The organism is Gallintestinimicrobium sp., assembly GCF_046968865.1.
Lineage (GTDB): Bacteria > Bacillota > Clostridia > Lachnospirales > Lachnospiraceae > Gallintestinimicrobium > Gallintestinimicrobium propionicum.
In genome coordinates, this window is sequence record NZ_JBKVPW010000008.1 from 98849 (window position 1) to 113069 (window position 14221).

General features: G+C 51.2%; 13 protein-coding genes. All 13 read right to left on the bottom strand.

Annotated elements, in window-relative coordinates:
• Window positions 1-68: 68 nt before the first annotated feature.
• The 13 genes from ACLTOQ_RS08795 to ACLTOQ_RS08855 all read right to left on the bottom strand — a co-directional run bounded on the left by ACLTOQ_RS08795 (window position 69) and on the right by ACLTOQ_RS08855 (window position 14221).
• Window positions 69-1430: an MATE family efflux transporter gene (locus tag ACLTOQ_RS08795; protein WP_262584736.1), complete on the bottom strand. Its 1362-nt coding sequence runs from the start codon at window positions 1428-1430 to the stop codon at window positions 69-71.
• Window positions 1427-2881, bottom strand: a complete 1455-nt coding sequence (gene miaB, locus ACLTOQ_RS08800; RefSeq protein ID WP_412319293.1) for a tRNA (N6-isopentenyl adenosine(37)-C2)-methylthiotransferase MiaB — start codon at window positions 2879-2881, stop codon at window positions 1427-1429. The genes ACLTOQ_RS08795 and miaB overlap by 4 nt, the downstream gene beginning before the upstream one ends.
• A gap of 47 nt (window positions 2882-2928) precedes the next feature.
• A complete protein-coding gene (pepT, locus tag ACLTOQ_RS08805) occupies window positions 2929-4161 on the bottom strand; it encodes a peptidase T (protein WP_412319274.1) in 1233 nt (410 codons plus the stop codon).
• A 135-nt stretch (window positions 4162-4296) separates the two neighbouring features.
• Window positions 4297-5544 carry a glutamate-5-semialdehyde dehydrogenase gene (locus ACLTOQ_RS08810; protein WP_337622978.1) on the bottom strand — a complete coding sequence of 416 codons (1248 nt, stop codon included), beginning with the start codon at window positions 5542-5544 and terminating at the stop codon, window positions 4297-4299.
• A 17-nt stretch (window positions 5545-5561) separates the two neighbouring features.
• Window positions 5562-6128, bottom strand: coding sequence for a 5-formyltetrahydrofolate cyclo-ligase (locus ACLTOQ_RS08815; protein WP_262584741.1), 567 nt, complete (start codon window positions 6126-6128; stop codon window positions 5562-5564).
• Window positions 6106-6333, bottom strand: coding sequence for a DUF896 domain-containing protein (locus tag ACLTOQ_RS08820; protein WP_118495555.1), 228 nt, complete (start codon window positions 6331-6333; stop codon window positions 6106-6108). The genes ACLTOQ_RS08815 and ACLTOQ_RS08820 overlap by 23 nt, the downstream gene beginning before the upstream one ends.
• 87 nt (window positions 6334-6420) lie before the next feature.
• Window positions 6421-7296 (bottom strand): glutamate 5-kinase, encoded by an 876-nt coding sequence (gene proB / locus ACLTOQ_RS08825; RefSeq protein WP_412319275.1) that lies wholly within the window; start codon window positions 7294-7296, stop codon window positions 6421-6423.
• A gap of 20 nt (window positions 7297-7316) precedes the next feature.
• On the bottom strand, window positions 7317-8930 hold the full coding sequence (locus ACLTOQ_RS08830; protein WP_412319276.1) for an NAD(P)/FAD-dependent oxidoreductase: 1614 nt from the start codon (window positions 8928-8930) through the stop codon (window positions 7317-7319).
• 86 nt (window positions 8931-9016) lie between these two features.
• Window positions 9017-10249 carry an aminoacetone oxidase family FAD-binding enzyme gene (locus ACLTOQ_RS08835; protein WP_412319277.1) on the bottom strand — a complete coding sequence of 411 codons (1233 nt, stop codon included), beginning with the start codon at window positions 10247-10249 and terminating at the stop codon, window positions 9017-9019.
• A 59-nt stretch (window positions 10250-10308) separates the two neighbouring features.
• Entirely contained in the window at window positions 10309-10932 is a 624-nt protein-coding gene (locus ACLTOQ_RS08840) for a hypothetical protein (protein WP_412319278.1), read from the bottom strand.
• Between the two features lie 58 nt (window positions 10933-10990).
• Window positions 10991-12622, bottom strand: coding sequence for a polysaccharide biosynthesis C-terminal domain-containing protein (locus tag ACLTOQ_RS08845; protein ID WP_412319279.1), 1632 nt, complete (start codon window positions 12620-12622; stop codon window positions 10991-10993).
• 13 nt (window positions 12623-12635) lie between these two features.
• Window positions 12636-13148 carry an rRNA maturation RNase YbeY gene (gene ybeY / locus ACLTOQ_RS08850; RefSeq protein ID WP_021916430.1) on the bottom strand — a complete coding sequence of 171 codons (513 nt, stop codon included), beginning with the start codon at window positions 13146-13148 and terminating at the stop codon, window positions 12636-12638.
• Window positions 13145-14221, bottom strand: a complete 1077-nt coding sequence (locus ACLTOQ_RS08855) for a PhoH family protein (protein WP_021916429.1) — start codon at window positions 14219-14221, stop codon at window positions 13145-13147. The genes ybeY and ACLTOQ_RS08855 overlap by 4 nt, the downstream gene beginning before the upstream one ends.

Consider the following 14221-nt stretch of genomic DNA (forward strand, 5'->3'; position numbering starts at 1 on the left):
CAAGTCAGAATTTCAAAACTTCTGTCAGTTCTTTCGAACAGGTAACATTATAATGTTGCCGAATCCTTTCACAGCGTTTTCATGTCCGCATGGACGCTCTTCCGAACGATAAAAAAGCAGATGACCTGCATGAGAATCGTCAGAATCCAGGACACCGGATAGGATAGGAACAAGATATCCAGAGAACGGTGATACGGGAAAATCCAGAAAATCCAGACAATTCGCGTTCCGACAGTTCCTATAATCGATAAAATCATGGGCACGGCAGAACGTCCCATCCCGCGCAGCGCGCCTGGAATCAGATCCATAATTCCGCATAAAAAGTACGTCACGGTCGTAAAGCTCAGAATCTCAACGCCGCACGAAATAACCGCAGAACTCTCCGTATAGATCTGCAGAAGCTGTGGTCCGAAAAACCATGCACAGCAGCCCATGGTCAGGGAAAACGCACAGGATAAAATCAGACAGTCGATTAAAACGCGGTCCATCCGCTTCGTTTTTCCCGCGCCGTAATTCTGGCTGGTAAAACTCATGCACGCCTGCGTCACAGAGTTGACTGAAGTGTATAAAAATCCGAAGATATTGTTCGCCGCGGTGTATCCTGCCATTGCAATCGAGCCAAAGGAATTGACCGAGGACTGCAGCAGGACGTTGGAAAAGTTGATGACGGTGCTCTGAATTCCTGCCGGGATTCCGACCTGGAAAATCTGGAGGACATAGATGCTCTTGAGACCCAGCTTCGAAAAGCGGAATTGATAACAGCCCTGCGTCCGATACAGGCAGGTCAAAACCATAATACAGGAAAGCAGCTGAGAAATGACAGTTGCAATCGCAACGCCTTCTACCGCCATATGGAAGCAGATGACAAAAATCATATTTAAGCCTGCATTGACCAGTCCGGACACAACTAAAAATAACAGCGGACGTTTTGTATCCCCCACTGCCCTTAAAATAGCCGCACCATAATTATAAAGCATGAAAAAAGGCATGCCGATAAAATAAATTTTCATATAGAGGGCTGCCAGATCGATGACGTCGTCCGGCGTCCCCATCCATTCGAGGGCTGTCCTGGAAAAGAATAGTCCGGCAAATGCCATCAAAATTCCGCTGATCAAAGCGAGCGTCAGGGAGCTATGTACCGTTTCCGACATTTCCCGCTCCTTCCCGGCTGCATAATAGCGGGCAGCGAGGACATTGGAGCCTAAGGAAATGCCGATAAAAAGGTTGGTAAATACATTGATGAGGGCGGTTGTAGAACCGACAGCCGCCAATGATTCGCTTCCGGCAAAGCGGCCGACTACAATAATGTCGACCGCATTGAACATCAGCTGTAAAATACCGGAAAGCATTAACGGAATGGAGAAGGAAATCAGCTTGTCCATCAGCGTTCCGTTGCACATATCGATTTCAAAGCTTTTTGTCTGTTTCATTTTGTTTCTTCCACCCTGTGCCCCGTGTAATAAAAGCCGTGGCACTCTTCCAGCTTCACCGGTACGATCTGCCCGATTAAGTCAGCGCTTCCAGGAAAATGTACAATCGTGTTATTGGACAGCCTTCCGGTGACGAGAGAAGCATCCTGTTCGTTTACTTCTTCCACAAGGGCAGTAAGGGTCTGGCCCTGCAGGCGTGCGACCTGTTTGCGTGCAGTTTCCTGAACTGCCTCCAGCACACGGTCAAAGCCCGCGTGAACCTCTTCTTCCGGAACCTGATCCATCGCCGCTGCGGGGGTTCCGGTCCGGACAGAATAGATAAAGGTAAACGCGTTGTCAAAACCAACCTTCCGGATCACGTCGATGGTATCGTCCACGTCCTCTGCTGTTTCTCCCGGGAAGCCGACCATGATATCCGTCGTCAGCGAAATATCTGGGATTTCGCGGCGGATTTTGGCTGCAAGCTCCAGATACTGTTCTTTCGTATAACGGCGGTTCATTGCCTTTAAAATCTTCGTAGAGCCGGACTGCAGCGGAAGGTGCAGATGTCTGCAGATCTTATCCGAGTTTTTCATGACCTCGATCAGCTCGTCGGAAAGATCCTTCGGATGGGATGTCATGAACCGGATGCGCTTGATTTTATCGATTTTTTCTACTTCCTGCAAAAGCTGTGCGAAGGAAATTTCATCTTCCAGGTTTTTACCGTAGGAGTTGACGTTCTGACCAAGCAGCATAATTTCCACAACGCCGTCGTCTGCGAGCTTTTCGATCTCCTGCAAAATTTCCTTCGGGCGTCTGCTCTTTTCTCGTCCGCGGACATACGGAACAATACAGTAGGTGCAGAAATTGTTGCAGCCGAACATGATATTGATGCCGGATTTAAACGGATATTTGCGCTCTACCGGGAGGTCTTCCACGATCTGATCGGAATCCTTCCAGATGTCGATGACCATGCCGCTGCTTTCAAACATGCGGCATAACAGCTCTGCAAATTTGAAAATATTGTGCGTGCCGAATATCAAGTCAATGAACCGATAGCTTTTCTGCAGTTTATCAATCACGTTCTGCTCCTGCATCATACAGCCGCACAACGCGATCTTTTTGTGGGGATTTTTGCGCTTCATACTGTTGCAGAAGCCAAGCCTGCCGTATACGCGCTGGTTTGCATTATCGCGCACGGTGCAGGTATTGTAGATGACAAAGTCTGCCTCCTCACTGTCGCTTAAGGTGTAGCCGACCTGTTCCAGAATGCCGGAAAGCTTTTCGGAGTCGCGGGCATTCATCTGGCAGCCAAAGGTCACGACGTCGGCGGTCAGGGGATGTCCTGCAAGTTCCTCCTGCTCCTTTACATACTGTTTGCATTTGGCGATAAAATAATACTGACGCTCCGGTTCCGATACAGGGGGCTCCTGGGTCAGATCGATGCTGTTAAAGTCAATGTTTTCGTACATCATAAGGGAAGTTGTGTTTCCTTTCCGTTCTTTATATTGTGGTAATCTCACTCTGCGTACAGTGCAGCGATATTTTTCAAAATTTCCACGCAGCTCTCAAGGGATTCCACGCAGGCGTACTCATAGCGTCCGTGATAGTTTAAGCCGCCGGTACACAGGTTCGGGCAGGGAAGTCCCATAAAGGACAGGCGCGCGCCGTCTGTTCCGCCGCGAATCGGTACGATGGTGGGTGTTACGCCTGCTTCTTCCATCGCGCGCACCGCATTGTCGATCAAATGTGCGTTTTCCGGCAGAATCTTTTCCTTCATGTTATAATAGCTGTCCTTTAAATCCACCGTAAAGAGTTTTTTACCGTATTTCGCATTTAAAAAGTCCGCGCACTGTAAAAAGAAGCGCTTCTTCTGCTCGAATTTTTCCATGTTGTGGTCACGAATAATATAGTCGACTACAACGTGATCAACGCTTCCTGTGATGGAATCCGGATGGTAGAAACCTTCATAGCCATCTGTTGCAGACGGGTTTTCGTGTACCGGCAGAAGGTTTTGAAACTCCTGTGCCAGCAAAATCGCGTTGAGCATTTTATTTTTTGCGCTGCCGGGATGGACGCTGTGTCCGTCGATGATGAGCTTTGCACCGGCTGCGTTGAAGTTCTCGTATTCCAGCTCGCCCAAATCGCCGCCGTCCACGGTATAGGCATAGTCTGCGCCAAAGCCCTCTACGTCGAAGAAGTCTACGCCGCAGCCGACTTCTTCATCCGGGGTAAAGCCGATGCGAATTTTGCCGTGTACGAGGCTTTTGTTGGATAAAAGCTCCTGTGCCATCGTCATAATCTCCGCAACGCCAGCCTTATCATCTGCCCCCAGCAGAGTGTTGCCGTCGGTTACGATTAAATGCTTTCCGACAAAAAGAGCAAGCTCCGGGTTTTCCTTTTCGGTCAGGACGATATTTTTTTCAGCATTTAAGACAATATCCCCGCCTTCATAGGCAACGACTCTCGGATTGACATTTTCGCCGGAAACCGCCGGAGACGTATCCATATGGGAAATAAAGCCGATGACAGGCGCTGTTTTTCCTTCCGGAAGATTGGATGGAATCGTCGCGTACACATAGCAGTGTGCTTTGTCATATACGACATCCTGCGCGCCCATATCGTTGAGCTCCTGTGCCAGAAGGGAGGCGAGGTTTCTCTGCTTGTCTGTGCTCGGGACGGTCGTTGCGCCATCCTGGGACTGCGTGTCAATTTTTACATAACGAAGAAATTTATCCAATACGGTACTCATAATTGATTCCTTTCCGGCTGCAGCATTTTGTTCATAAAAGCAGCCTGCCGTTTATGCGGCAATGTATTTTGGTGTAACGACATTTCCGGATACCGCAAACGGGTCTTCCAGATATTATCCGACGTTATACGCTGCTTAGCTACGAGTCTGTCCATTTCCGCGAATTGTGTATTTGTAGCTGGTCAGCTCCTTTAAGCCCATCGGACCTCTCGCATGGAGCATCTGGGTGCTGATGCCGATCTCTGCGCCAAAGCCAAACTCAAAGCCGTCCGTAAATCGGGTCGATGCGTTGACATAGACGCAGGCGGCGTCCACCTGATCCAGAAATGTCCGGGCATGCGCTTCGTTGTTCGTGATGATTGCTTCGGAATGTCCGGTGTTGTAGCGGTTGATATGCCCGATTGCTTCTTCCAGGCTGCTGACCGTCTTTACAGACAGCTTGAGCGCCAGATATTCTGTTCCGTAGTCGGCTTCTGTTGCAGGCACGCAGCCGTCGATCTCTAAAAACGCGCGGTCATCCGCATGGATTTCGACGTCCTTTTCCCGCAGCGCCTGATAGAGCTTTGGCAGGAAGCTATCGCAGATCGACTCGTGGATGACAAGGGATTCGCAGGCATTGCAGACGCCGACGCGCTGTGTTTTGGCATTTAAAATAATACGGATCGCCATATCGAAGTCCGCGTCCGCATCGACATAAATGTGACAGTTGCCGGTCCCGGTTTCGATGACCGGGACAGTGCTGTTTTCCACGACCATTTTGATCAGTCCTGCCCCGCCGCGCGGAATTAAGACATCAATAGATTCGTTTAACCGCATCATCTCCTGCGTCACTGCCCGGTCAGTCGATGGGATCAGCTGCACTGCTGTCTCCGGGATGTTACACTGTGCCAGCGCACGGTGCAGGCTTTTTTCGATCGCGAGATTGGAGAAAATTGCATCGCTGCCGCCTTTCAAAATTACGGCATTTCCGGCTTTAAAGCACAGACCGAACGCATCTGCCGTCACGTTGGGACGGGATTCGTAGATGATTCCGATGACGCCGAGGGGAACACGGCGTTTGCTGATGACAAGACCGTTTGGACGGGTGAAGGTATCCAGAATCTCTCCGACCGGATCGGGAAGCGCAGCGACCTGGCGAAGCCCTTCTGCCATGTCAGAAATCCGCTTCTGCGTCAGTGAGAGCCGGTCAAGCAGCCCTTCCGGCATGCTGCGGCTGCGTCCGGCTTCCAGATCCTTTGCATTTTCTGCAAGAATGTCTGCTGCATCCGCTTCCAGACATTCTGCCGCTGTAAACAGCGCCTTATTCTTGGTATCCGTATCAAGCCCGGCAAGGATGTAGCGGGCTGCTTTTGCCTGTTTTCCGATTTCTTTCAGATCAGCCATCTATAAGGTTCCCTCCTTTATCGTCGTTCTGTAACAATCAAATCCATGTTGATATCATGCGGTTTTTGCCCATCCAGTATCTCGAACAGCTGGCAGGAAAAGCAGAGCCCGACAAGATAAGGTCTGTCGGCAGCAGGAATGTTACCAAGATAGCGGTCATAAAAGCCCTTTCCGTAGCCAATGCGTGCGCCGGATCGATCAAAGGCAAGTCCGGGAGCGGTCAAAAGCGTCGGAATCGAAGCATCCGGCAAAAAGCGCTTTGTCTGTCCGGGCGGCTCCAAAATATGCTGGTAACCGGGCGCAAGCTCTGCTCTGTCTGTAATTCGGAAAAACTCCATCTGATCGCCCAGAACCTTAGGAAGAAAAACTTCCTTTCCTGCTGCCAGCGCAGCATCAATGAGAAGTCCGGTCGATACCTCTGATCCATAGGAGGCATACAAAAGTACCTGTTTTGCCTGCTTCCAGACAGCCGTTGCCATCAGATTTTCTGCGATTTCCCTGCTTTTGTGGAAACGGCTCTCTTCCGAAAGCTGTTCCCTGTTCTGTTTTCCGAGTGCTCTGTTACTGCGCGTTTTTTGATCCATAGCGTTCGCCAAGGTTTTCGATCGAACCGTCCTCATTCTGGACGTTGATGTTATTTAACTGATTCCGCAGATTCTGGCGGACGTTGTCAATATATTCCTTCCGGAGCAACGCCTGTTCAGATTTTTCTGCTTCGGTCAGACCTTCCGATGATTTTGATTTTTTATAAAGCTCGTTGATCCGGGCAATTTTCTGTTCCAGTGTCATGTTTTCCTCTCATTTCTGCGCACGTCTTTTACGCATATCGAGTTTGTGTCAAGTGCGCGCAGACACAAAGCTCTGGCTTCTGTTTGCTCAGCCACGCTCACGGCAGCTGTGCAGGTTTTCTACGAAATCCGGCAGATCGAAGGCATCCTGCTTTTCTGCCAGAAACAGCGTTCCATAATTCTCCCCGTCGATGATCCGGTGGATAATCCGGACATCCTTGCTGTTCGCAATCACCATATCAGCTCCGCTTGCGGTAGCGATGGTGGCAGCAGTCAGCTTGGTTGACATGCCGCCGGTTCCAACGCCGCTGCCGGTGGTGGATTTGCCCATCCGCAGGAAAGATTCGTCCAGATGCTCGACCGTTTCAATGAATTTTGCATCCGGATTTGCCCGCGGATCATCGGTATAAAGTCCGTCGATATCCGATAAAAGAATCAGCAGGTCTGCGCCGATCATCGAAGCGACAATGGCGGAAAGCGTGTCGTTATCGCCAATCTCGATTTCGTGCGTTGCGACGGTATCGTTTTCATTGACGATGGGGATGACGCCCATCCGAAACAGCTCTTCAAAGGTGTTCTGCGCGTTGATGCGGTTGATATCGTTGGAAATTGTCTGACGCGTCATCAGAATCTGCGCGGTCACCTGATTATATTCCGCAAAAATTTTCTGATAGGTCATCATCAGGCGTGCCTGACCGACCGCCGCACATGCCTGCTTGACTGCGATCGGATGCTCCTGCAGCTGCTCCGGCGTCAGATGCACCGCCTTTTTGCCCTGGGCGATAGCGCCGGACGAAACGAGCACAACGTCCTTTCCCTGATTTTTCAGATTGCACAGCTCCCGCACCAGAACCTCCAGGCGGATATAATCCATATCGCCGGTTTCGGTATGCTGCAGGGAAGAGGAACCGATTTTGATGACAACTCTCTGTTTCTTTTTCAGCAGGTTTCGTCTGGTATCCATGTCTGTATCTCCTCTTTTGGTCATTTGCCGATTTCGGAAAATGGAGCGTAACAGGAAGCGATTGCTTCGGCAACCCGCACGCCGTCCATCGCCGCAGAAGTAATGCCGCCTGCATAGCCTGCACCCTCTCCGCAGGGATAGATCCCCCGGATATTTGCCTGCAGTGTGTCATCGCGGACAATCCGCACCGGTGAGGATGTCCGGCTTTCGATGCCGGAAACGACTGCATTTGCATCGTCAAAACCGGGAATCCTATGTCCGAACTGCTCCATTCCCTCAATAAACGCTTCCGACAGGCTGTCCGGCAGCACGCTTTTGACGTCTGCAAACGTCCACTGTCCCTTGATTGCAGGGACAAATTCCGTCGGGATATGTCCGGTCGTTGCGGTATCCGAAAAATCTCCGTAACGCTCTACCGGGATTTTCCCACATCCGGCAGAAAATGCCTTTTCTTCCAGCCTGCGCTGAAATCCGATTCCGGCGAGTGGTTCGTCCGAACCGTAATCTGCAGGCGTAACGGAAACAATGATTGCACTGTTTGCATTTGCACCGTTTCTGCCGCTGTAGCTCATGCCGTTTACCGCAATGCGTCCCGGCTCGCTGCTGGCGTTGACCACATAACCGCCAGGACACATGCAGAACGAATAAACGCCTCTGCCGCCGGAAGTCCTTGCCGTCACCTTATATGGAGCAGCGCCTAACGAATCCGGATGTAGTGTTCCATATTGGGACTGGTTGATCAGCTCCTGTGGGTGCTCTACGCGCAATCCAACTGCAAAGGCTTTGGCTTCCATATGAAGTCCGCTTTCATACAGTTTAAAAAACGTATCCCGCGCGCTGTGTCCGATCGCAAGCACGGCGGTCTCGGTGTCGATCACAGAGCCATCCGAAAGGATAACGCCGGTCAGCGCTCCGTTTTCTGTACGGAAGGTTTCTACGCGGCTTTCAAAACGGACTTCTCCGTCGAGCTGTATGATTTTTTTCCGCATCTGTTTTACGACATTGGACAGAACATCTGTCCCGATATGCGGCTTTGCATCGTAGAGAATTTCCGGCTGCGCGCCGTTTTCTACAAAAATCGAAAGGACATGTCTGCCGCGTCCGTCTTTATCCTTGATCAGAGTGTTCAATTTGCCGTCTGAAAACGTGCCTGCGCCGCCCTCTCCAAACGAAACGTTGGATTCCGGGTTTAAGGGTCCGCCGTTCCAGAAGGCTTCGACATCTTTTTTGCGCGCTTCCACGTCCTTTCCTCGTTCCAGCAGAATCGGACGATAGCCGTTTTGTGCGAGCATGTAGCAGCAAAACAGACCTGCAGGACCGCTTCCGATAATCACGGGGCGTCTGCGCAGCGCCTTCGTCCCCGGCTTCGGAAATTGATACGGTCGCTCTGTCACGATGGAAACGTCCTTATTTTTGCTGCGGGACACACAGTTTTGCTCGGAAATGCCGTTTAATGTGATGTCCACGACGTAAATCAAGAAAATGTCCGGCTTTTTGCGGGCGTCGATCGACTGCCTGCGGATCTGCAGGCTGGCAATCTGTTCGGATTTTATATGTAACGCCTTTGCCGCCTTGTGGTACAGTTCCGTTTTGGAATGTCCGGCAGGGAGCTTCAGCTGGGAAATTCGAATCATAGGGTTCTCCATATTGATGAAAGTTGTATCTGGCTATTTGGTGACTGCGTTAGCCACGCCGCGTTTTTGCCAGCTCTACGGTAGTTTCATTCCTCGCGCGCAGCCGCCGTTCCCGCGATCTGTCCGCTCGTCCATGCCCACTGGAGGTTGTAACCGCCGCAGCGACCGTCCACATCGAGCAGCTCGCCGCACAGATACAGACCGGGAAAACGCTTTGCTTCCAGGTCGTCTGTTACCTCCTGCAAGGAGATTCCGCCGGTGCAGACCTGCGCGTTTTGCGCCGGATTTGTGCCAATTACGACAGTTTTTAAAGCGCGCATATTCTGCAGCATCGAAAATACCGCGTTTTTGTTGGCAGCTGTTACGATGTCCTGCGCTTTTAGGGGGCTGCGTTCAATAAACAGCTGTGCAAGCTTCGACGGCAAAATGCCCTGTGCCAGAAACCTCACATGCTTGCCGCTGCACGCCTGATACTGTCTGCAGCAAAATTCGTTCCATTTGGAAAGCGGAACTGCCGGGAAGAAATCAATGCTGGCGCTGATCTTTTTGTTCGTTTGCAGCGCTTCCGACACGGCTGCGGAAAGCTGAAAGACCGGAATCCCGGAAATGCCGTAATCAGTCAGCTGCAGTTCCCCGGATTCACAAAGCTTTTTTCTGCCGGGAATCTCTACAGTAATTGCAGCCGGGCAGCGCACGCCTGCGATGGATTTGTAAAATTTTTCTTCACAGCGCAATGCAGTCAACGCCGGAAGGTAAGGATACTGTTTGAATGCAAACGCTGCAGTCAGGTTGCCTGTACCGAACGCTTCTTTGGGAGGTATTCCCGCCGCTGTCCCGCAGGATATAATCAGCCGGTCGAAATGATACTGTCCCTGATCGGTGAACACCTGCCAGCCGCTCTTTTGCATGCAGAGCTTCTGAATCCTACAGTCACAGACGATGCGAACTTTTTTTCGTTCCAGCTCTTCCCGGAAAAAATCAAGGACGGTAGATGCCTGTCCGCTATAGGGATACAAGTAGCCGTTTTTCTCCGTCAGATAAAGACCTCGTTCCTCAAAAAAGCGGATCGTATCGGATGTCTGGAAACGCGCAAAGAACTCCGGCAGCCGGTACGGGTCGTGGCTTCGGTAATCCCGCTTCGGAGAAAAATCAGTATTGCCGAGGTTGCACTTTCCGTTTCCGGTCGCCAGTATCTTGCGGCCAATCCGGTCACGACGTTCCAGTATGGTAATTTCCGTATCTTTTATTGAAGTATTCGCAGCTGCAATCGCCGCCATCATGCCGGATGCGCCTCCGCCGATAATGCCGATCTGCCTCATAACCGATTTCAAATCCTCCCTACAGCCGTTTGGAAAACGGCAAAACTGTAATTATCATACTACGTCTCGGTTTGAGACACAAGGAATTTTTCCAGCTCTGCTTTGGAAACGCCGTGCCAGCCGTTCAAAATCTGCCGTCTGACCTCGCTTGGCAGGGTTCTTGCGTCAATCGCGGTCTGCAAATATAAAACCCGGCTGTCCTCTTCGTATACGATGACCCGATTCTCTTCAATCTGTAAAAAGAAGGTTTCTGCCTGCTGTAGTTTTCGGTATGTTTTGGAAACAACAATCTGCTGTGGGGAAAAAGAAACCAGCTCCATCCGGAGAAGCCCCTGCTGCAGCTCGGTAAGGGGCGGAGCGTCCTGATAGTGCCGGATTTCATCCTCCACCTCTTTTCTGCTGCACCCGATCAGCCGAAGTGGCAGGGATTTGATCTCTTCTGTCTGCCTTCGGGACACCTGATCGGTATTTTTTACCACAAGCTTCGTATCTGCGCGCAACCGATCCGGTACGCTGACCGCCTGGGTTGCAGACTGCATCTGAAAAAACGGGATTTCGTTCTGGCTGATAATCGTCTGCCTTCCGGGATAAAACCACTGCTCGATCTTATAATGTCCATAAAAGCCCACCGCAAAAAGCAGACAGGAATAGAGAAAAAAGCTGATTCTTTTTAAACGGCGCATATTTTCACCTCTTAAAAAGTATCAGCTCTTTTCGGTTATTTATGCAGTGCAGTGACCATCACAGCAGCCGCATCGTACTGGCAAGCTCGATCAGCACATCTCCCACTGCAAAGCAACGCAGTTCGCGTCTGGTCGCACCCTTTAAAACGACAGTCGACACAAAATAGACGAGCAGTCCGACAACCGCCGAAACGAGCATCCGAACCGGGCTAGCAGCATTTTTCAAAATCACCTGGCTGCACAGCAGGCAGACAAGCGCCATCAGAATGCCTGCCAAAAGAGGCGCCAAAAAAACACGGAGCCAGCTGACTGCTATTTTTAACTGCTGGCGCACCATGCCCAGCAGAATCAGACACAAAACAAATGCAGACAGTGCATCGGAATAAGCGCCCGCATACAGGTCGAGTTTCAGCGCGGAACTCATCACAGAAAAGCTGACCAGCCGAACCACGACGGAAACCAGCACCGCGATCCAGATGCTATAGTAAAGCTCTGCAGCAAACAAAACGCTGCCAAGCATAAAGGCGAGACCATAAAAGATCACCGTGATCGCCAGAACTTTTAAAATGCTGTCCAGACCATTTAACTCTCCTTTGGAAAACAGCATATGCAGCATCGGCTGTGCCGTCGTTAAAAATAAAACGGCGCAGGGAATCGTATAGAGAGCAGTGCAGCGAAAGGCGACCATGCACTTTTCGCGGCTTTTGCGCAGGCTGCGGCGTTTTAAGACGAGCTGGAACTGCGGCAGCATGGAAACCGCCAGGGCAAATGCGCCGAGCAGCGCAAGCGTCATCAAAAGACGATATTTTCCAAGATACGCACCCCACGTTGAAACAGAGCCGTTCTTTAAATAGATACCGGACTGCCCGATCCGCCCGATACCGGCAAGCACCGCCGGAACACAGATCACAAGCCCATTCCGGAGCAAGGCAAAGGTGATGCTGCGATCTGCTGCAGGATTTGTGCTGCTTCCGTATTCTGCCTGGTGCAGCTCATGGGAAGCCTTTATCCAGGAGATCCCGCAGCCTGCCGTACACAAAAGACTGACGCATAAAACGGAAAACGCTGCGCCGAACGCACCATATGCCGCCTGATAGGACGTATTTTGCAAAAGTGCGCCGACCTTCTGACCGTATGCGTCGAGCGGCGCTGCAATCAGGGGCGCTGCGAAAAATAAAAGTACTCCGAATGCGAGTATCCATCTGCCCGCTGTTTCCCGCCTGCCAAAGGCATCCAGAATGCCGAGCAGCATCCAGAACAGCGTCAGGATAACGAGCGCACATAATAACGCCAAAAACGCCATTTTTGCAAAGGGCAGCGCATAAAATGAGCCGAACAGCACATCTTTTAAGGCAGCGCCCAAAAGTGCCAGAACGACGGATACAAAAAATGCCGTCAAAAGAGCCTGTCCCGCAATTTTTTTTGCGCCTGTGATTCCGTAGCGTTCGATTCTTGTACGGATCAGGTTGGAAACCGCCCGGTTCATTCCGATTCCGAACAGGGAAAACAGGACAAAACAGCCCTCCAGGGCGCCAAAAAAGTCTGCGCATCCTTCATCCCCCAGCGCGTTGACCAGCCGAATGGGTGCAAAAAGGCAAAGCAGGAATGCAAGAAATTTGACTACCCCGGTCAATTGCCTTGGCAGAACACCTGTACGATCGATTTTCTTATGTTTTCTTCGTGCCGCCATAGAAACCTAACCCTCATTCATCCAGGCAATCCCGGGTCAGCCCGAGCGCGCTTAATATAGTTTCCTGCTTCTGCTCCATCACAGCCGCTTCCTCCGGTGTTTCGTGATCGTAACCGCACAAATGCAGCATGCTGTGCGCAACGAGGAATGCAAACTCCCGTTTTCGGGAATGTCCGTAGCTTTCCGCCTGGGAACAGATCCGATCCACTGACAGGATGATGTCACCCAGAATCAGTTCCCCGCTGTCCGGCTGGAAATAATCCGAACAGTTTTCTTCGACAATGGAAAAATCCGCTTCGGTTTCAAACGGAATGTTCGGAAAGCTCAAAACGTCCGTCTCCCGGTCGATATTGCGGTATTCTTTATTATACAAGCGGATGCCCTCGTTATCCGTAATCAGTACGTTAATCTCGGTTTCATAGGGACAGCCCTCTGCATCCAGAACCGCTTCCGCTACGCGGCTGCATAATTCCTTCGTGTCAAAGGGAAAAGTAAAATCCGTTTCGTTTTCGACATAGATGGTCATGAGCGTCTCTCCTTTTCATTTCTGCGCAGAGGAGCTTCCGTCCTGCGTTTTGTCTTTCCAGTCGTCTTGCCGGCAGCAGCGGACGTCAGACGTCTTTCCTTGCTCTCGCGGTAAGCCTGCTTCGCCTCATAGGTTTCATAAGCCTTGACAATCTTCTGAACCAGCGGATGCCGGACGACATCGCGGCTTGTCAGGTTGCAGAAGCCGATATCGTCCAGACCGGACAACACCTTCACAGCAACGTCCAGACCGGACTGTGTTCCCGGCGCAAGGTCTTTCTGCGAAGCGTCTCCGGTGATGACAACCTTGGAACCGAAGCCGATTCGGGTCAAGAACATCTTCATTTGGGCAGGCGTCGTATTTTGCGCTTCGTCGAGGATGATATAAGCGTTGTCGAGGGTACGTCCTCTCATGTAGGCGAGCGGCGCAACCTCAATGAGCCCTTTTTCCATATTGCGTTGGAAGCTTTCCGCGCCCATGATCTGATAGAGTGCATCGTAGAGCGGACGCAGGTACGGGTCGACCTTGCTCTGCAGATCGCCGGGCAAAAAGCCGAGCTTCTCGCCTGCTTCGATCGCAGGTCTGGTCAGAATAATGCGCTCCACCTCGTTATTTTTAAAAGCGGTAATCGCCATTGCCATCGCCAGGTAGGTTTTGCCTGTTCCGGCAGGTCCCAGACCGAATACGATCATCTTTTCCCGGATCGCATCCACATACTGCTTCTGTCCGAGCGTTTTGGGCTTTACCGGTTTTCCGCTCACGGTGTGGCAGATGAGATCGCCGTCTATTTCAAGTAAGGTATTTTCCTGATTTTCCATATGCATTGCAATTGCGTAATCCACGTTCTGCTCCTGTATCTGATTTCCGCGTCTGGCAAGCTCCTGCAGTTCGGTAAAAACTGCCGCCGTATGGGCAACTGCCGACTGTTCGCCGCGGATATGGACGGTACCGTCCCGGTCAATAATCTGCGTGCCGAATGCACGCTCCAGCTTCTTTAAATAACAGTCAAACTGTCCGAAAAGGTTGCTGATATGCGCGTTGTCCAGCTCCAGTGTTTGTTCTGTAAATGCCAT